The organism is Isoptericola sp. NPDC056573, assembly GCF_042793335.1.
GTDB lineage: Bacteria > Actinomycetota > Actinomycetes > Actinomycetales > Cellulomonadaceae > Isoptericola.
Genome location: NZ_JBHTUY010000008.1, coordinates 75856 through 94497 on the forward strand (window position 1 = coordinate 75856; position 18642 = coordinate 94497).

18 protein-coding genes and 1 riboswitch are annotated in these 18642 nt (G+C 73.9%); of the genes, 9 read left to right on the top strand and 9 right to left on the bottom strand.

Features of this window, described 5'->3' with window-relative positions:
* Window positions 1–193: 193 nt before the first annotated feature.
* The 5 genes from ACFQ8E_RS14875 to ACFQ8E_RS14895 form a co-directional block, all read right to left on the bottom strand.
* Entirely contained in the window at window positions 194–2290 is a 2097-nt protein-coding gene (locus ACFQ8E_RS14875; protein WP_430551339.1) for a glycosyl hydrolase, read from the bottom strand.
* A 41-nt stretch (window positions 2291–2331) separates the two neighbouring features.
* Entirely contained in the window at window positions 2332–3063 is a 732-nt protein-coding gene (locus ACFQ8E_RS14880) for an HlyD family efflux transporter periplasmic adaptor subunit (RefSeq protein WP_430551340.1), read from the bottom strand.
* Window positions 3060–4757 carry a glycosyltransferase gene (locus tag ACFQ8E_RS14885; protein ID WP_430551341.1) on the bottom strand — a complete coding sequence of 566 codons (1698 nt, stop codon included), beginning with the start codon at window positions 4755–4757 and terminating at the stop codon, window positions 3060–3062. Before ACFQ8E_RS14885 ends, ACFQ8E_RS14880 begins: the two co-directional genes overlap by 4 nt.
* Window positions 4758–5035: 278 nt before the next feature.
* Complete coding sequence (locus ACFQ8E_RS14890) at window positions 5036–5959, bottom strand: LLM class F420-dependent oxidoreductase (protein WP_430551342.1); 924 nt, start codon at window positions 5957–5959, stop codon at window positions 5036–5038.
* A 62-nt stretch (window positions 5960–6021) separates the two neighbouring features.
* The gene (locus tag ACFQ8E_RS14895) at window positions 6022–6678 is read right to left on the bottom strand and encodes a disulfide bond formation protein DsbA (protein WP_430551343.1); all 657 of its coding nucleotides are present in this window, start codon (window positions 6676–6678) and stop codon (window positions 6022–6024) included.
* A 65-nt stretch (window positions 6679–6743) separates the two neighbouring features.
* Between ACFQ8E_RS14895 and ACFQ8E_RS14900 the strand changes: the two genes are divergently transcribed.
* From ACFQ8E_RS14900 to pnuC, 5 genes are all read left to right on the top strand, one after another.
* On the top strand, window positions 6744–6983 hold the full coding sequence (locus tag ACFQ8E_RS14900; RefSeq protein ID WP_430551344.1) for a hypothetical protein: 240 nt from the start codon (window positions 6744–6746) through the stop codon (window positions 6981–6983).
* 165 nt (window positions 6984–7148) lie between these two features.
* On the top strand, window positions 7149–8357 hold the full coding sequence (locus tag ACFQ8E_RS14905) for a class I SAM-dependent methyltransferase (protein WP_430551345.1): 1209 nt from the start codon (window positions 7149–7151) through the stop codon (window positions 8355–8357).
* Between the two features lie 10 nt (window positions 8358–8367).
* Window positions 8368–9180, top strand: a complete 813-nt coding sequence (locus ACFQ8E_RS14910) for a TetR family transcriptional regulator (protein ID WP_430551346.1) — start codon at window positions 8368–8370, stop codon at window positions 9178–9180.
* A gap of 89 nt (window positions 9181–9269) precedes the next feature.
* On the top strand, window positions 9270–9830 hold the full coding sequence (locus tag ACFQ8E_RS14915) for a hypothetical protein (RefSeq protein WP_430551347.1): 561 nt from the start codon (window positions 9270–9272) through the stop codon (window positions 9828–9830).
* 94 nt (window positions 9831–9924) lie between these two features.
* Window positions 9925–10068, top strand: a riboswitch (FMN riboswitch).
* Window positions 10069–10193: 125 nt separating this feature from the next.
* On the top strand, window positions 10194–10913 hold the full coding sequence (pnuC, locus tag ACFQ8E_RS14920) for a nicotinamide riboside transporter PnuC (RefSeq protein WP_430551348.1): 720 nt from the start codon (window positions 10194–10196) through the stop codon (window positions 10911–10913).
* Here pnuC and ACFQ8E_RS14925 read toward each other — a convergent pair.
* A complete protein-coding gene (locus ACFQ8E_RS14925; protein WP_430551349.1) occupies window positions 10825–11613 on the bottom strand; it encodes a hypothetical protein in 789 nt (262 codons plus the stop codon). The genes pnuC and ACFQ8E_RS14925 overlap by 89 nt on opposite strands.
* 38 nt (window positions 11614–11651) lie before the next feature.
* Between ACFQ8E_RS14925 and ACFQ8E_RS14930 the strand changes: the two genes are divergently transcribed.
* Both ACFQ8E_RS14930 and ACFQ8E_RS14935 read left to right on the top strand, forming a co-directional pair.
* Entirely contained in the window at window positions 11652–12338 is a 687-nt protein-coding gene (locus ACFQ8E_RS14930) for a GPP34 family phosphoprotein (RefSeq protein ID WP_430551350.1), read from the top strand.
* Window positions 12339–12359: 21 nt separating this feature from the next.
* Window positions 12360–12857 carry a histidine phosphatase family protein gene (locus ACFQ8E_RS14935; protein ID WP_430551351.1) on the top strand — a complete coding sequence of 166 codons (498 nt, stop codon included), beginning with the start codon at window positions 12360–12362 and terminating at the stop codon, window positions 12855–12857.
* Between the two features lie 4 nt (window positions 12858–12861).
* Here ACFQ8E_RS14935 and ACFQ8E_RS14940 read toward each other — a convergent pair whose 3' ends face one another.
* Together ACFQ8E_RS14940 and ACFQ8E_RS14945 are read right to left on the bottom strand one after the other, a co-directional pair.
* Window positions 12862–14175 (bottom strand): extracellular solute-binding protein, encoded by a 1314-nt coding sequence (locus ACFQ8E_RS14940; protein ID WP_430551352.1) that lies wholly within the window; start codon window positions 14173–14175, stop codon window positions 12862–12864.
* 133 nt (window positions 14176–14308) lie between these two features.
* Window positions 14309–15565 carry an acyl-CoA dehydrogenase family protein gene (locus ACFQ8E_RS14945; RefSeq protein ID WP_430551353.1) on the bottom strand — a complete coding sequence of 419 codons (1257 nt, stop codon included), beginning with the start codon at window positions 15563–15565 and terminating at the stop codon, window positions 14309–14311.
* Between the two features lie 206 nt (window positions 15566–15771).
* On the opposite strand from ACFQ8E_RS14945, the gene ACFQ8E_RS14950 reads away from it, so the two are divergent.
* Window positions 15772–16266 carry an NUDIX domain-containing protein gene (locus tag ACFQ8E_RS14950; protein ID WP_430551354.1) on the top strand — a complete coding sequence of 165 codons (495 nt, stop codon included), beginning with the start codon at window positions 15772–15774 and terminating at the stop codon, window positions 16264–16266.
* 519 nt (window positions 16267–16785) lie between these two features.
* Window positions 16786–17223 carry a hypothetical protein gene (locus ACFQ8E_RS14955; RefSeq protein WP_430551355.1) on the top strand — a complete coding sequence of 146 codons (438 nt, stop codon included), beginning with the start codon at window positions 16786–16788 and terminating at the stop codon, window positions 17221–17223.
* Between the two features lie 47 nt (window positions 17224–17270).
* On the opposite strand, the gene ACFQ8E_RS14960 is transcribed toward ACFQ8E_RS14955, so the two are convergent.
* A complete protein-coding gene (locus ACFQ8E_RS14960) occupies window positions 17271–18605 on the bottom strand; it encodes an Nramp family divalent metal transporter (RefSeq protein WP_430551356.1) in 1335 nt (444 codons plus the stop codon).
* Window positions 18606–18642 lie beyond the last annotated feature (37 nt).

An 18642-nucleotide genomic window follows, 5' to 3' on the forward strand; every position in this document is an offset into this window, starting at 1 on the left:
TAGTTCAGAACTCGCCGAGGTAGTTCGAGACCTCGAGGACGTCGCGGCCAGAACTACCTCGCGATGGATCCGACTACGTCGCGGGCTCCAGGACTACCTCGCGGAGGTTCGAACTACCTCGCGGAGGTTCGAACTACCTCGCGGAGGTTCGAACTACCTCGCGGAGGTTCGAACTACCTCGCGGAGGTTCGGACTACCTCGGCGGTCGGGACGCGTGCGTCAGGAGCCAGGCCAGGAGGTATGCACGGGTGTTCCCGTCGTCGATGCGCTCGTCGGGCAGGTCACGGGCGACGGCGAGCGCCGCGGCCGCGTCGTCGGGACCGGCCAGCGCGGCGTACATCAGGAGCTGGTCGCCGAACATCACGTCCCACGACGCGGGGTCGTCCCGCGGTCCCGCGAGCGCCTCGTCGAGGTTGGCCCGGATGCGGGCCGGGTCCCCGGCGAGAGAGGGCGCGACCGGCTGCGCCGGCAGCACGAGGATCCCGAGCATCGCGCTCGGCTCGGCGCTGAACCACGTGGCCCAGTCCCGCTTGCCGCCCCACACGAGCGACGTCACCTGGTGACCGAAGCCCTCCAGGGCAGGGTCGTCGCGGTCGAAGTCGGTCCAGTAGGCGCGCGCCGAGGCGGCCTCCGCGCCGAGCATCCACCGCGCCTGCTCCTCGAGCTCCGAGTCGCCCGTCGCCTGCGCCCACAGGGCCAGCCCGTTCCAGGCCGAGACGGCCTCGGACACCGACTCCTGGTTGTTGCCGTCGGCGAACGGCGCGTACCCGGACGCCCACGAGTGCCCGGCGTAGACGTCGAACACCCGCAGCGAGGGCATGCCGCCGACCCCCGTGCCCGACGCGACGTCCGCGGCGAGCAGGTCCAGGACCGGCGCGAGGTCGGCGGCGAGCGCCGGGTCGTCGGCGGCCACCACGCCCGCCGCGTACAGGAAGTACCCGTAGTGGAAGTGGTGGTCGTTGGCCTCCTCCGAGCCGAAGCCGGGCACCTTCCCGACCACCGTCGCGAGCACGGGGTCGTGCACGAAGCAGCGCTCGGCGCGGCGCTCGCAGCCGTCGGGCTCGGCCCACTGCCGCAGTCGTTCCGCGAGGCCCGACCGCAGCGCGGCGGCCGCGTCCTCGAGGCCGAGCCCGTCGGCCAGGGTGAGCAGGTTGGCGTCCCGGGCCAGGGCCTTGCCCCCGAAGTACGTGTCGGACGGCGACTCGAGCGTCCCCGCCTCGACGGCGGCCGCGTCGGCGCGCACCTGGTCGGCGAGCTCGGCGCGCGCGTCGTCGTCCAGGACCGACAGGTCGAGCCGGCCGCCCGGCTCGACCGCCGGGCTCGACCACCCGAGGGTCGACGCCGTGCACACGTCGACCGTGCCGTGCACGGTCGCGTACGTGCCCAGGTCGCAGGTGGCCCCCGCGGAGTCCGCCTGGTGCGGCATGCGGACGACCGCCGTCGGCCCGCCGTCCGCGGTCGCGTACGTCAGCGCGGTGCTCACGCCGTCGTCCCCCGCGCCGTACGCGGCGCTCACCTCGGTCACGGGCCGCGAGGCCGCCTCGACCAGCGTGTCCACCGCGGCCCCCGAGGCCCCGTCCGGCACCGGGAACCACGCGACCGACTCGCCCGCGGCGAGCGAGAGGACGCGCCCGTCGCCCGAGAGCCCGGCGCCGGGGTCGTCGGCGCCGCCGGGACCCACGAGGACGTGCTCGCGGTCGAGGACCTCCGTCGACGCACGACCGTCGGCCACGGTGAACGCCGCGGTCATCGCGACGTCGTGGTCGGTCGCCGCCGTGTACCGCAGCACGGGAGACCCCTCCACGACCTGCAGGTGCCCGAGAGCCGCACCGGCGCCGTCGCGCAGCTCCACCGTCACGGACGCGACGTCGTACGCCGACACCACCGCCGACGCGGCGCCGACGTCCGCGCCGACCTGCGGGTCGAACGGTCCGAGGATCGAGGTCTCGGTCACCTGGACCTGCGGCAGCCCGTAGGCGAACCCGCCCCCGGTGAGCGCGACCGCGAGCGGCATCGGGAACACGGGCTGCGGCGCGTCGCCGAGCGCCAGGCTGGAGAACCACCGGTTGGTGGGTGGCGCGAGGCCGTCGGCCAGGCGCATCCGGGGCGCCGGGGCGACCTGCTCCTCGGGCAGCAGCGACACGTCGACGTCGGGCGCCGCGAGGCTCTCCTCCGGCGCCGGGGCCTCGACCGCCTCCGCGCCCTCCCCGCCGGGCGCCGGCCCGCCGAGGATGCTGCACCCGGCCAGCGCCAGGGCCGCCGCGAGCACGCCGCCCGCCGCTGCCGCCACGCGCCTCGTCCCCGCCCCGGAGCGGCCCCGCCCGGGCGCCGTCACAGGCCCACCCTGCGCAGGAACTGGCTGAACGAGGCGTCCACCCCGGCGAGCGGGCCGTCGTCGTGCAGGTCGATCACCGCGGTGACCGGGGTGCCGGGCACGACGAGCCCGTGCTCCGCGCCGCGCACCAGACCGGCGCTGGAGACCGTCACGGTCGCCTCCGCCTGGTTCTTCGTGTTCTGCACGGCCACCGAGTCGACGACGCCGCTGACCTCGGCCTGGTTGGGCAGCACCACGGTGACCGTGGCGCCGTCGCGGACGCGGGCGAAGTCGGCCGGGTCGAGCACCAGCCTCGCGTCGACGAACAGCGAGCCCTGGCGCTCGACGGTGGCGAGCACCTCCCCGGACTGCGCGAACGCGCCCTGGGCCACGGCGAGGTCGGTGACGACGCCGTCGGCGGGCGCGACGACGGTCATCGCGCCGTCCTCGGTCACCTCGTAGGCGCCGCCGTCCCGGCTGACGAGGCCGACGGCGAGGTCGTGCTGCAGCGTGAGGCTGCGCACGACCAGCAGAGGGTCGCCGGCGCGCACCTCGTCGCCCTCCGCGACGAGCGCCTCGGTGACCGTCCCGGCGTAGTCGGTGCCGACGTCGAACGTCTCCGCGGCGATGGTCGCAGCCGACGACGTGGCCTGCGACTCGCGACGGTTCATGACCAGGGTGAGCGCGGCGCACAGGAGCACCACGCCGAGCAGCCCTCCCACCAGGCGCAGGCGGGTGGTCCAGGTCATGCGGCACCTCCGGCGGACGGGGCGGCGGCGCGTGCGCGGTGCGACTCGCGCAGCGCGGTCACGACGAACGCGCCGAGGATGAACGTGTTGGTGAGGTTCCAGGCCAGCGCCAGGCTGGGCATCGGGTCGCCGCCCCACTCCGTCCAGACGCCGACGGCAGACGTCAGCAGCAGGAACGCGAAGCACAGCACCTGCGGCAGCATGAAGGTGAACGGTGAGTCGGCGCGACCGGCGCGGCCCGTGACGTGCCAGGCCTGCTCCTTGCCCGTCAGGGCGTTCCACAAGGCCTTGGTGTAGATCGGGAACGACACGGACGCGAGCATCAGCACCTCCCACCGGAACGACCCGAGCGTGAAGAACGCGATCGCGATCTGCATGCCGTAGAAGCCCAGGTAGTACAGCAACCAGGTGCCCGGCGAGATCGCGAGGTCCATCGGCGTGAGGTCCAGGTAGATCTGCAGCGGGGGCACCAGCAGCAGCACGAGGGGCGCGATCCCCGACAGGTAGTGCGTGGCCGTGACCGTGTACTGGAGGCGCTGGTCGAGGGTGAGCCGGCGCCGCGGGCTCAGCGGGTTGCGCTGGAGCATGATCTCGAAGCCGCCGGTGGCCCAGCGCAGCTGCTGCTTGGTGTACGCCTCGACGGTCTCGGGGGTGTCGCCCACCGCGAGGACGGTCGGGATGTAGACCGTGCGCCAGCCGCGCTCGTGCAGCAGCAGCGACGTCCAGACGTCCTCCGACTTGGAGTCGGTGTACATGCCGCCGATGTCGTCGACCGCCGCCCGGCGGAAGACCACGTTGGTGCCGACGCAGAACGCCGCGTTGAAACGGTTCCGGCCGGGCTGCACGAAGCGGTAGAACACCGCCTGCATGTAGCCGGCGCCGCGCGAGATGAGGTTGTCGAGGTTCCCGTACGTCTGCGGGGTCTGCACGAAGGCGACGTCGTCGGAGACGAAGAACGGGACCGTCTCGACCAGGAGCTCCGGCCTGGCCACGAAGTCGGCGTCGAGGATGACGAAGTAGTCCCCCTTGGCGATCGTCAGCGCGTGGTTGACGTTGCCGGCCTTGGCCCCGTGGCTCGACAGGCGGCGCACGTAGCGGGCGCCGAGCGTGGCGGCGAGGTCGCGCACGTCGTCGGAGCGGCCGTCGTCGAGCACCCAGGTGCGGTGCCGGCCGCGCAGGGCGACGGCGGCGCGCACCGTGCGCGCGACGGTGTCGAGGCTCTCGCCGTACGTCGTGACGAAGACGTCGACGGTCACGGGTCTGTCGTGCAGGTACAGGCTCCAGCGCGTGGGGTCGTCCTCGGCCTCGTCCCGCACGATCTCGGGCAGGTCGAACAGGCGGTCCTGCGCGTGGTGGAACGAGAACCCGCGCGGGTCGTAGCCGCTGGAGAGCACGGTCCACATCGCGAGGAGCGCCTGCACGACGAGAACGGTCTCCGCCGTGATCACCATGGCGTACGGCAGGGCGTCCCCGCGGTTCGCGGGGTTGAGCAGGAAGACGGCATAGGCCACGACGCCCAGCGTCGCGAGCAGCATGATCAGGGCGAGCGACGGCGACCGCGAGGCGGCGTTCTCGTCCCTCGGCGGAGCGGTGGGGCGCGGCGGCTCCACGGGGAGCGGGCCGTGCGGGCGGGAGCGGACGTGCTCGGTGCGGCGCGGGGTGACGACGAGACGGTCGAACTCGGAGACGGACATGGCGTGTCCTCCGGGCGGGCGCGGTCGTGCGGCGGGGAGCGTGGACGGCGTCGTCCGTGCGACGGCTGCGTCGTGACGGTCCTGCTGGCCTGCAGCGGGCGCGACGTGGGCCCTGAACGAGTCGAGGTGACCCGCTCCGGAGAGCGGGCCACCTCGTCGTCTGTCGCGAACCTAACCCCGGCGCGCCCCCTTGTCACGGGTTCGGCGGGGGTGAGTCCAGCTGGCGAGACTGTCGCCCTGACCGACTGTCGCCGCAGGTCACAGGCTCGCGCCGGGTCTCAGAGCTGCGTCGCGACCTCGCGCGCCACCAGGTCCAGGTGGTCGAGGTCGTGCAGGTCGAGCGCCTGCAGGTACACGCGCTGGATCCCCTGGTCGCGCAGGGAGCCGAGCAGGTCGACGGCCTCGGAGACGGTGCCGGCGACGCCGTGCTCGCGCAGCTCGGCCGGCTCGCGGCCGATCGCCGCCGCGCGCCGCGTGAACTCCGCCTCGTCCTTGCCGACCGCGAGCACCAGGGCGACGGACTGCACGATCGAGTCCGGCGTGCGGCCCGCCGCCGCCAGCGCCTCGTTGATGACGCCGATGCGCGGCGCGACCGTGTCCAGCTCGGGGAACGCCTGGTTGTACTCGTCGCCGAACCGGGCGGCGAGGGCCGGCGTCCGCGTCGGACCGCCGCCGCCCACGATGACCGGGATCTTCGCCTGGGCGGGCTTGGGCAGCGCCGGCGAGTCGACGAGCGTGTAGTGCTCGCCGTCGAACGAGTACGAGCCACCCACCGGCGTGCCCCACAGGCCGGTGAGGATCTCCAGCTGCTCCTCCAGGAGCCCGAACCGCTTCGCCGGGAACGGGATGCCGTACGCCTCGTGCTCGCGCGCGAACCAGCCGGCGCCGAGGCCGATCTCCACGCGGCCGCCGGACATCTGGTCCACCTGCGCCACCTGGATCGCCAGCACGCCGGGGTGGCGGAACGTGGCCGACGTGACGAGGGTGCCGAGGCGCACGGTGGAGGTGTCGCGGGCCAGGCCGGCGAGCGTCGTCCACGCGTCGGTGGGGCCCGGAAGACCGTCGCCGCCCATCGTCAGGTAGTGGTCGGAGCGGAAGAACGCGCTGAAGCCGAGCGTCTCGGTCGCCTTCGCGACGGCGAGCAGGTCGTCGTACGACGCACCCTGCTGGGGCTCGGTGAAGACACGCAGGTCGAGGGTCACGGTTCGCCTCTCGGTGATGCGGGGAGGTGGTGCGGGGAGGTGGTGGGGGTGGAGCGGGGAGGTCAGTCGAACGTCGGCGAGCTGGTGCGCGACCGCTTGAGCTCGAAGAAGTCCGGGAACGACGCGAGCGCGACGGCGCCGTCGAAGATCCGCAGCGCGTCCTCACCGCGCGGGATGCGCGTGAGGACCGGGCCGAAGAACGCCACGCCGTCGACGTGGATCGTCGGCGTGCCGACGTCCTCGCCCACCGGCTTCATGCCCTCCTCGTGCGACACGGCGAGGGCGGCGTCGTAGGCGTCCGACCTCGCGGCGTCGGCGAGCGACGCGGGCAGGCCGGCCTCGGCCAGGGCCTCCGCGGCGACGGCGTCGAGGTCGTCCCGGCGGCCGCCGGGGTGGATGCGCGTGCCGGCCGCGGTGTAGAAGGTGCTGAACGCCTCCGGGCCGTGCTCCGTCTGCACCGCCGCGGCGACGCGACCGATGCCACGCGAGGCCTCGATCCTCGCCCGGTAGTCCGCCGGGATGTCCCGGTCCTTGTTCAGCAGGTACAGGCTCATCAGGCGGAACGTGAGCTCCACGTCCCGGTGCTCCGCGACCTCGAGCGCCCAGCGCGACGTGATCCACGCGAACGGACACAGCGGGTCGACGTACACGTCCACGACGGGGACGGTCGTGCGGGGGGCGGCGGTGGTCTCAGGCGCGGTGGTGGTCCCGGAAGTCACGACCGCCACCCTACCCATGCCGGGGGCACGTGTTCCGCGGGAGGGCGCAGCGGTAGCCTCGGCCCGTGCGCAAGGTGCGGTGGGCGAGCGTGTGGACCGTGGTCGGGGCGTGCGTCGTCGCGCTCGCGATGCTGTGGGTCGTGCTGCGCGGCAAGGTCTGGGCGTGGATCCCGTTCTTCATCGCCGCCGGGGTCGCGGTGCGCGAGATCCGGTACCTGCAGCGGGCCCGCCGCCCCGCCGAGGCGGGCTTCGACGAGCGCCGCCGCGGGGAGCCGGACGACGGTCGCGAGCGCCGCCGCCGCTGAGCCGGACGACCGACCGGACGACCGACCGGACGACCGAAGAGTCACCCGCCCGAGGCATCGACGGGGGCCGAACCCCACGGTTACCGTCGAGTGGGAGGCGCCGCGGCCGACCGGCGCACCGAGGCGGCCCGTGCGGCGCGCGGGCCCCGGGACGGAGGCGTCGCCATGTCGGACGTGACCCGGTCCACCGGGACGACCACCACCACGACCACCGCCACACCCGACGCCACGCCCGCCGAGACGACGGCCGTGGAGGAGTTCGCCGACCGGCTGTTCGGCGCGACGCTGGGCGCGATCGACACCCTGGCGGTGTACGTCGGGGACTCGCTCGGCTGGTACCGCGCGCTCGACGCGTCGGGACCCCAGACGTCCGCGGAGCTGGCCGCCGCGACCGGCACGTCCGAGCGCTACGCCCGCGAGTGGCTGGAGCAGCAGGCGGCCACGGGGATCCTCGTGGCCCACGAGCCCGCCGGGTCGTCCGACGGGACCCGGTCCGCGGACCGCACCTTCGAGCTCCCCGAGGCGCACGCCGAGGTGCTGGCCGACCCCCAGTCGCTGTCCTACCTCGCGCCGCTGGCGCGGTTCGTCGGCGCCGTGGGGCCCCAGCTCCCGCACCTGCTGCGGTCGTACCGCACCGGCGGCGGGGTGTCGTGGGACCAGCTCGGGGACGACGCCCGGCGCGCACAGGCCGACGTCAACCGCCCCTGGTTCGAGCACCGTCTCGCCTCCGCCCTGACGGCCGTCGAGCCGGTGCGCGAGGTGCTGAGCCGTCCCGGGGCCCGTGTCGTCGACGTGGGGTGCGGGTTCGGCTGGTCGACGCTCGCGCTCGCGCGCGCGTTCCCGACGGCGGAGCTGCACGGGGTGGACCTCGACCGGCCGTCCGTGGAGGCGGCCCGGGTCGCCGCGGCCCGGCGCGGGCTCGAGGAACGCGTCACCTTCCACCTGTCCGACGCCGCGGAGCTGCGCACCGCCGAGCCGTTCGACGCGGCGTTCGCCTTCGAGTGCCTGCACGACATGCCGCGACCCGTCGCCGTGCTGGAGGCGGTCCGGGAGTCGGTGCGGCCCGACGGCGTCGTCGTGGTGATGGACGAGGCGGTCGCCGAGGAGTTCCGGGCGCCGGCCGACGACGTCGACCGGATCATGTACGGCTACAGCCTGTTCGTGTGCCTGCCGGACAGCCTGTCGTCGTGGCCCTCCGCCGCGACGGGCACCGTCATGCGACCCGCCACGCTCCGCCGGTACGCGCTCGAGGCGGGCTTCGCCGGCGTCGAGGTGCTGCCCGTCGACGACTTCGGCTTCTTCCGGTTCTACCGGCTGCTGCTGGACGGGCAGGACGGGCGGACGTCGTCGGGTGGGAACGGGTCCCCGGAGTAATCTCCCTGGCATGACCGCCGTCCGGACGCACACCCACGCCCAGGCCGTCGACGCCGCGATCGACCTCTTCTCCCGGCAGGGCTACGAGCAGACCACCGTCGAGGAGATCGCCGACGCCGCCCGCGTCAGCCGCGCGACGTTCTTCCGCCGCTTCCGTTCCAAGGAGGACGTGGTCTTCGCCGACCACGAGCTGCTCCTGGAGGAGGTCGTGGTCATGCTCGCGGAGACCCGCCCCGAGGCGAGGGCGAGCGAGGAGTCCGGCCGCGCGCCCGAGCGGGCGTGGGACCCGACCACCGACCCATACCTCGAGGTCTGCCGGGCCGCCCGGCTCGTCTTCGACCACCACGTCGGCCAGCGCGAGACGTCGATCGCCCGGCACCAGCTCCTGCAGCAGGTGCCGGCGCTGCGCGACCGCGAGCTGGTCACGACGCACCGCTACGAGCGCGCCTTCACCGCCTACCTGCGCGACACGCTGCCGCCGGACCGGTCCACCACCACGATGTCGATCGCGTTCGCGGCGTCCGTCGTCGCGGTGCACAACGCGATCCTGCGCCGCTGGCTGCGCAACCCCCACCTCGACCTGCGTCCCGAGCTGGAGGAGGCGTTCGCCGACCTCCGACGCGCCGCCGGCGCCCCGTTCCCGCACGGCGACGGCGAGCCGTCGGCCGACGCTCCGGCGGCCGACGCCGACACCGTCGACGGCCCGGGCGAGGCACGGACGGTCGCGACGGGCGGCGACGGGCGGCGCGTCGTGGTCACGGTGCTGGAGCCCGGGGCCGGGCCGGACGACGTCGCGCGCGCCGTCCGCGACGCGCTGGCCTGAGCCGCCCCGCGCACCTCTTGCCGGGGCCGCCCCGCACCGCTACCTTCCAGACACCCGGCACCCGGGGCGACGAGACCCTGGGGGCACCGATGGCGGCACGAGCACCACGGCACGTCACCGCGGCGGCCGGCGCCCTCCTCGCCACCCTCCTGGCGACGGCCCTCGGCGGCTGCTCGGGAACCCCACGGGTGAGCACCCCGGGGGGCGACGGCGACGGGATCCTCGCCGAGATCGGCGTCTCCGACGTCGCCGACGGCGAGGTCCACACGATCATGGTCGCGGAGGTCTGCCTGAGGGACAGCAGCGGCGGCACGGTGACCGCCGTCGTCCCGGACCCCGGCTCCGGCCTGGTGGTGCGGCGGTTCACGGTCGGGCAGCCGGCCGACCCGTCGAACGGCGTGGGTGGTGCGGAGGGCACGCTGGACGAGAACGGCCTCGGCGCGATCGCGCACGACGTCCTGGCCGTCTGCGACGAGGACCCTCCCGACCAGGTCCACGTCGAGGTGACCCGCACCTCCCCCGCCGCGTACTCGGCACAGCTCACCCTCGATTTCGTGGCGGACGGACGGCGGGGCGAGCTCACGAACCACGTCTCCCTCACCATGTGCGCCCCGGACGCCACGGAGCCGCGCTGCGCGTCCGGCGGCTGACGGCGACGGCGACGGCGACGGCGGGGAATGCCGCTGTGGCATCCTGAGTTGTGCAGGACGCCGCCGGGACCTCCGGTGGCGGAAAGACACGCACGTACGTGCTCCGGGGTCGGTGAAATTCCGAGCCGGCGGTGACAGCCCGCGACCCGGCCTCCACCCGCAGACGCGGGGAGAGGCCGGCTGACCTGGTGTGATTCCAGGGCCGACGGTCAAAGTCCGGATGGGAGGAAGCACGTGCGGCACGCGCCCGACAGGGTGGGTGCCGCCGGGCGTCGTGTCGTCGACGACGGCCCCACGGGGCCCGACGCGGCGAGCGCCGACCCTCACCCCCGGACGCCGCACCTCGGACCGGGAGAGTGAACGATGGACGTGATCGACACGTTCTTCAACGCCACGCTGACCATCGGTGACCAGCACATGTCGTGGCGCGAGATCGTCGGCAACGGCTTCGGCCTCGCCTCCGCGCTCGGCGGCATGCGGCGCAAGGTGTGGGCGTGGCCCGTCGGCATCGTCGGCAACCTCGTCCTGTTCACCGTCTTCATGGGCTCGTGGTTCGGCGACTCGAGCCGCGCGGACATGCTCGGCCAGGCCGGCCGGCAGGTGATGTTCCTCATCGTCTCGATCTACGGCTGGGTGCAGTGGCGGCGGACCGAGCGCGCCGCCCTGGACGTGCGCGCCGACGGCAGGATCCCCGCCGACGGGGGTGCCGCGGTGCACCCGCACTGGGCGTCCTGGCGGGAACGCATCGGGATCGTCGTCGTCATGGTGGGCGGCACCCTGCTGCTCACCCCCTTGTTCCGCGCCCTCGGCTCGTACGAGCCCGTGTGGTCGGACGCGTGGATCTTCATGGGCTCCCTCATCGCCACGTACGGCATGGCCAAGGGGTGGGTCGAGTTCTGGCTCGTCTGGGTGGCGGTCGACGTCGTGGGCGTACCCCTGCTCTGGTCGGCCGGGTACTACGCCACGGCGCTGATGTACGTGTTCTACGGCGTCTTCACCCTGACCGGGTTCTTCGTCTGGTGGCGCGTGCACCGGCGCGAGCAGGCCGAGACGGGGACGACGACGCCCGCCGTCGCACCCTGACGGCGCCGCCCGTCAGTCGTCGATGTCGAGCTCGGTGCCCGGCGCTGCGGCGCGGGCACCGAGACGCGCGTCGTCGAGGACGGTGGCCACCAGCTCCGCGGGCCCCGCCCAGCGCCCCCTCGGCGGTGTAGATCGGCAGCCCGAGGAACCACGCCCGGTGTTCGGGCCAGACGTGCGAGGGCAGCTCGACGAGGTCGAGGAGCGCGCTGACCGACCGGGGTACCCCCGTCCAGACGTGGTAACCCCGGTGGGGCAGCAGGAGCCGGTCGGCGGAGGGCCGCGCGACCAGCCGGGCGAGCAGGTCCGCCTCCGCCTCGCGCTTCGCCTCGGCGACCTCCTCGGCCGTGGGCTCCGGCCCGTCCGAGTCCCAGGCGAGCCCGACGGCGGTCCCCGACGACGCCACCCCGCCACCCCGGTCGTAGAGGGACGGCCACCCCTCCCAGAGCGTGCCGTGCAGCGGTGCCCCGCCGGTCCACGGGTCGAGCAGGTCGAGCAGCACGTCGAGGCGTTCCGGGACCGCGTCCAGGTCGACGTCGCCCTCGTCGTCCCGGGGCAGGGGCACCACGGCATACGCCGCGTACGCCTGCGGTACGGCGTGGCCGAGGCTCTGACCGAACTCCCCGAGCAGCGGCGAGATCCACTCCCCCGCGCTCGGGTCGTCATCCCAGCGGGCGTCCGCGCGGGCGAGGTCGTCGGTCACTCCTGGACCATAGGCCGTCCGTCCGCCAGGATCGGCGGGTGATCATCGCCGAGGACCTGCTGCTGCTCGCGTACGACGACGCGACCGGGCGCCCGACGCTCGAGCGGACCCAGCTCGACTACCGGCTCGCGGGGGCACTGCTCGTCGAGCTCGCCCTGATGGGCCGGGTCGACGTCACGTCGTCGGGGGGCGCGGACCTGGACGGTCGACGGGTGCCCGCCGGCCGGGTCGTCGCACGCGACGCGTCCCCGACGGGGCACCCCGCCCTCGACCACGCGCTGGCGCTCGTGCGGACCCTGCCACGCGCGCCGAAGAGCCTGATCGCACCGCTCGCCAAGGGGCTGCGCGAGCCGCTGCTGGCCGGCCTCGCGGCACGCGGGGTGCTGCGGCGCGAGGACGAGACGGTCCTCTGGATCTTCCCGACGACGTCGTGGCCCGCCGCCGACGCCTCCCACGAGACGCGGCTGCGCGCGACCTGCTGCGAGGTGCTGCTCGGCCTCCGCGACCCCGACGCCCGCACCGCGGCGCTCCTCGCGACGGCGAACGGCACGCCGCTCGTCCGCCGCCTCGTCGCGCCCGAGGACCGGCGGCGGGCGGAGGCACGCGCCAAGGAGCTCGCCGCGGGGAGCTGGGCGAGCACGGCTGTGAAGAAGGCCGTGGACGAGATGCAGACCGCCGTCATGGTGGCCGTCATGGTGCCCGCCGTGACGGCCACGTCCGGCTGATACGAGGTGCGGATCACCCTGGTGCGACACGCGGCGCCCGCGATCCGCGACGACACTCCTGCGAGCCTGTGGCCGCTCTCCCCGGCCGGCCGCGCGACGGCACGCGGGCTCCGACTACCGGACCGGACGACCGCCGTCGCGAGCGACGAGCTCAAGGCGGTCGAGACGCTGGCCCGGGCGCTCGGCGTCGCCGACGTCCCCACGGACCCGCGCTTCGCGGAGGTCTGGCGCCCTCCCGAACAGGTGTCCCCGGGCTTCCGCGAGATCCGCCGTGCCTGGGTCGAGGGCATGCCCGACGACCGGCACGCCGGGTGGGAGTCCGCGACGTACGCGGCCCGCCGGTTCGATGCTGCGGTGCGCGCTCACGCCGCCGGCGGCGATCTGGTCGTCGCGACGCACGGCATGGTGCTCACGGCGTGGCTGGTCTCGATCGGCCGTGTCGCCCCGGGCCCGCCCGCGGGAGAGTTCTGGCTCCGTCTCGGCCTCCCCGACGTCGTCACGACCGACCTCGGGCCCTGACCGCTCAGAGGGTGTCGTTCATGGCGTCGACGAACCCTTCGGGGTCCAGCTCGCCGGTGAACACCTGGTGGAGGTGGTCGAGCAGCGCCGCCGCCTGGTCGGACGGGACGGCCTGGTCCCAGGAGAGCTGGAAGTGCGGGGCCGAGTCGACCATCTCGTACACCGCCCGCAGGTACTCCGCGCTGTCGCCGTCCGTGAGCCGCTCGTCGATCCCCCGCACGGGAGGCACGGTGCGGACCGTGAGGAACGTGTCGACCGCCCGCTCGGAGTAGGTCTCCGCGTTGAGGAAGTCGATCGCCGCCTGCTGGTCGGCGGGCGACGCGGAGGCGGACACGGACCAGAAGTTCGCGGGGTTGCCGACGACGTTGTCCGGGTCGCCGACGCCGCCCTCCACGGTGGGGAACGCGCCGAAGCCGATGCCGCCCGCGGCGACGAGCTCGGGCATGGAGGTGACGAGGTCCGGATAGATCCACGCCCCCTGCAGCAGGAACGCCGCGCTCCCGGACACGAGCATCCCGACGTCGCCGCTCGAGTCCGCCGTGACCTCCGTGAAGTCGTCGCCGAACGCGCCCGCGTCGACGAGCGCGCGGATCTTGCGGAGCGCCTCGACGAGGGCGGGGTCGGACCAGGCGTCCGGCTCGCCCGCGACGACGCGCTGGAAGACCTCGGGTCCGCCGATCCGGTCGGTGAGGTACTGCAGGTACATCAGCTCGGGCCAGCGGCTCCCGCCCGCCAGCGCGACGGGCCGCACGCCCGCCTTCCGGAGCGCGGGCACGGCGTCGAGCAGGTCGTCGAACGTCTCCGGCGGCTCGATCCCGGCCTGGGCCAGCACGTCCGCGTTGTGGTAGAGCAGCACCGGCTGGGTCTGGTTGGCGGGGACGGCGTAGGTGCGCCCGTCCACGGTGCCGTTCTTCGCGACGGAGGGCAGCGCCTTGTCGAGCGCGGGGTCCACCCGGCCGGTGAGGTCGAGGACGTCCCCGTCGGCCACGTAGCCCGCGAGGTCGCTCCCGGCCCAGCCGTAGACGAGCGTCGGCGCCGCGTCCGCATCGATGGCCGCGCGGATCTCGTCCTTGTAGACGTCGTTCTCGAGCCAGCCCACCTCGAACGGCCGGTCGGGGTGCTCGTCGTTCCAGCTCTCGAAGGACCGCTCCAGCACGATGTCGCTGCCGCCGGAGAGCGACCAGGCCGTGAGGCCCTGGACCGGCGGGCCGGAGGACGTGTCCGGCTCGGCCGCAGGCACCGTCGTCGAGCCGCACGCCGCCACCGCCGTCGACAGCGCCAGAACCCCCACCGTCAGGCAGACCTGCCTGAGCCGCATCGCAACCTCCACCTCGTCGTGGCATCGAAAACGATTTCCAGCGCCCGACTCTGACAGCGGCCCAGGAATGCGTCAAGCCCCCGTCTCTCCAGGTGAGAGACGGGGGCCTGCGGGTCGACGACGCCGCGGGGTGTCAGGCGAAGGCCGAGACCCCCGTGATGTCGCGACCGACAATGAGCGCCTGCATCGACTCGGTGCCCTCGTAGGTGTGCAGGGCCTCGAGGTCGGCGAAGTGCCGCGCGACGCGGTTGCCGAGGAGGATGCCGTTGCCGCCGAGCATGTCGCGGGCGATCGACGCGACCTCGCGGGCCTGCCGCGTCGTCGTGTACTTCGCGAGCGACGCCTGCTCGCCCGTGAGCGTGCCGGCGTCGGCGAGGCGGGTGATCTGTGCGACGAGCAGCTGCATCTGCGTGACCAGGGACAGCATGCGCGTGAGCCGCTCCTGCACCATCTGGTTCTTGGCCAGCGGGCGGCCGAACTGGATGCGCTGGGTCGAGTACGCGGCGGCCGCCTCGTAGCAGGCGACGGCGTGCCCGACGGCGGACCAGGCGACGGCGAGGCGGGTGGCGAACAGGACGGCGGCGGTCGCCTTGAACGACGTCGCGCCGGGCAGCGCCGCGCTCGCGGGGACGAACACGTCGTCGAGCACGATGTGCGCCTGCCAGATGGCGCGCAGCGAGACCTTGCCCTCGATCGTCGTGGCGGTGTAGCCCGGGGCGTCCTGCGGGACGATGAAGCCGTGCACCTGGTTGTCGCCGTCGTCGCCGACGAGCCGGGCCCAGACGACGGTGATGTCGCCGCAGGAGCCGAACCCGATCCACTTCTTCTCGCCGTCGAGGACGTAGCCCTCGACCCCGTCGCGGGTCACCTTGCGTGCCGTGGTCTCCAGCGAGACGGAGTCCGAGCCGTGGGTGGGCTCGGTGAGCGCGAACGCGCCGAGGATCTCCCCGCGCGCCATCGGCTCGGCGTACTGCTCGATCTGCTCGGGCGAGCCGTGCATGATGATCGACCGCAGCGCGAGGCCGCCCTGGACGCCGCAGATGGTGGCGACCGAGCCGTCGCCGCGCGACATCTCCATGCTGGCCAGGCCCTCGGCCATGAACGAGACCGACGGGCGGCCGGGGACGTCGACGCCGTCGCGCAGGAAGTCGTGCTCGGCGAGCTTCTTCACGAGCTCGAACGGCACCTCGGCGCGCTCCCAGTAGCCGTCGATGACGGGCAGGACGTCCGCCTGCACGAACTCGCGGACGGCGAGCTGATGGGCGCGCTCCTGCGGCTTCACGTCGGCGAAGGCGCCCACGTAGTCGAGGTCCAGCGGCTGCGAGACGTCGTAGTCGGGGGCGGTCACGCCGGGCATGACGGGGACATCACGGGACGAGCTGCGGGTCATCGACGACCTCTCTCTGCGCGGGGGTCCGGCGTTCCGGGCCCGGTGAGGAGTGTGGACCGGCGCCGTCCGAGGCTGGTGGTGGTCGGCGCCGGTCCTCCACCATCGTCACCCGCGACCGGGTCTCACGTCAAGCGATACTCCGTCTCACGCCCCTGCGTCGAGGGGAGGACGAGCCCCTCGAGGGAGCCCCGGGTCACACTGAGACCATGGCGACGACGAGCGCAGGCCTCCTGCTCTACCGCACCACGGGCGACGGTGGCCTCGAGGTCCTGCTCGGGCACATGGGCGGACCGTTCTGGGCGCGCAAGGACGAGGGTGCGTGGACGGTGCTCAAGGGCGAGCTCGAACCCGACGAGGAGCCGCACGCCGCCGCGCTGCGCGAGGCGGCGGAGGAGCTCGGGCTGCCGCTCCCCGCGCCGTCGTCCCCCGGCGTCGGCACCGACATCGACCTCGGCGAGGTCCGCCAGAGGTCCGGCAAGCGCGTCCTCGCGTGGGCGCGCGAGTGGCCCGCGCCGGGCCCGGACCTGGACCAGGTCCGCAGCAACACCGTCGAGATCGAGTGGCCGCCGCGGTCGGGGAAGCGGATCGAGGTGCCCGAGATCGACCGGGTGGCCTGGTGGGGGCCCGACGACGCGCGGCGACTCGTCGTCAGCGCCCAGGCCGCGTTCGTCGACCGGCTGGAGGCCGCGCTCGGCAGGTAGCGCGAGGGGGCGCGGGCCCGGAATTCCCTGGCCCGCGCACCGTGGTGGACGTAGCGTCGGGGCCGGCTCGCACGGAGCCACGCCCTGCGCCTCCGGCCGACAGGGCGACACCAGGAAGGACCTGATGCCCGATGACGGTCTCGACGTCGGTGAGCGGAACCGCCCGCTCCCACCCGAGCAACCCTGTCGCAACCGTCCAAGGAGCATCACCATGTCCGACCTTCGAATCTTCTCCGTCCGGGAGTCTCGCCACCGGATCCACAACCCGCTGACCGAGGGGCAGCTCGCCGGCCTCGGGGCCGCCCTCGAGCTGCCCGCCGGGGCTCCCGTGCTCGACCTCGCCTGCGGGTCGGGCGAGCTGTTGAGCACCTGGGCCCGTGACCACCGGATCACCGGGCTCGGCGTGGACCTCAACCCGGACTTCGTCTCCGACGCGAGGGCGCGCGCCGCCGAGCTCGGCGTGGGCGACCTGGTCCGTTCGTCGAGGCCGACGCGTCCGGCTACGTCGTCGACGAGCCCGTGGACGTCGCCGCGTGTGTCGGCGCGACGTGGATCGGCGGCGGAGTGCCCGGCACGATCGACCTGCTGCGACGGAGCCTCGCACCCGGGGGCCTGCTGCTGGTCGGCGAGCCGTACTGGCGCACGGTGCCCACCACGCCGGAGGCCCTCGCCGCCTGCGGGGTGCGGTCGGCCGACGACTACCTCACGCTGCCGGACCTCCTGGCGTCGTTCGGCGCCCTGGGGTACGACGTCGTCGAGATGGTCTGCGCGACCGAGGAGTCCTGGGACCGCTACATGACGCCCCAGTGGCTGACCATGCGGCGCTGGGCCGACGCCCACCCGGACGACGAGCTGCACGACGAGGTCCGCGGCCTGCTGGCGACCGAGCCGCAGCAGTACGCCGCCGGGGCACGCACGCACTTCGGCTGGGGCGTCTTCGCGCTGATCGCGCGCTAGCCGCCCGGGCGACGGGCGGGCCGCGGGCCCGCCCGTCGCCGTCGGCGTCAGCCGGTGAACGTCAGCCAGAGCAGCGCGACGTTCAGCGCCACGATGACGGCGGCCACCGCCCACGCCGCGAGCTGGGTGACGAGGCCGTTGCGGAAGCCGCCGAGCAGGCCGGCGTCGCGCGTGATCCGCACCAGCGGGACCATCGCGAACGGGATGCCGAAGCTCAGCACCACCTGGCTCACGACCAGCAGCCACGTGGGCGACACCCCCGTCGCGAGCAGCACGATCGCGGGCACCAGGGTGACCAGCCGCCGCGCGAGCAGCGAGACGCGCACGTGCAGCAGGCCCGACATGATCTCGGCGCCGGCGTAGGCACCCACCGACGTCGACGCCAGCCCGGACGCCAGCAGCCCCACGCCGAACAGCACGGCGACGGCGGGCCCGAGCGACGACTCGATCGCCGCGTGCGCGCCCTCGATCGAGTCGGTGCCGGTGCGGCCCGGAAGGTTGGCGGCCGCGAGCAGGAGCATCGCGATGTTCACGCTGCCCGCCAGCACCAGCGCGGCGACGACGTCCCAGCGCGTGGCGGTCAGCAGGCGACGGATCACCGGCGGCGAGGGCGGACCCGGCACGGCGACGTCGTCCTCCCCCACCACGTCGTCGCGCCCCTCGGCTCCCGCGGCCAGGGCGTGGCGACGCTCGACCCGGGCGTCGTGGCGCACGCGGTCGCGGGCGAGCGAGGAGTGCAGGTAAATCGCGTGCGGCATGACCGTGGCGCCGAGCATCGACGCGGCGAGCAGCACCGACTCCGGGCCGTCGAGGCGCGGCACGAGCCCGCCGAGCACCGCGCCCAGGTCCGGCGGCGAGAAGAACAGGCCGGCGCAGAACCCCACGGTGAGGACCCCGAGCATCGACGTCACGACCGTCTCGAAGACGCGCTGGCCGCGGCGCTGCTGCACGGCGAGCACCAGCATCGACACGACGCCGGTGATGATCCCACCGAGCACGAGCGGCACCCCGAACAGCAGGTGCAGGGCGATGGCGCCGCCGATCACCTCGGCGACGTCGGTGGCCATCGCGACCACCTCCGCCTGCGCCCAGTAGGCGATCCGGCCGCGCCGGGAGAGCCGCTCGCCCAGCACCTCGGGCAGCGACCGCCCGGTGACCACCCCGAGCTTGGCGGACAGGTACTGCACCAGCACGGCCATCACGTTGGCGACGACCAGCACCCACACCAGCAGGTACCCGAACCGCGCCCCCGCCGTGAGGTTGGCGGCGACGTTCCCCGGGTCGACGTAGGCGATGGCCGCGACGAACGCCGGCCCGAGCAGGGTCACCAGGCGCGCGTGACGCACCCCCTGGGCGGGTCGGTCGAGGGTCGGTCGGCTCATGCGGTCCTCCGGGGGGATCGAGAAATTTCGGCTATCC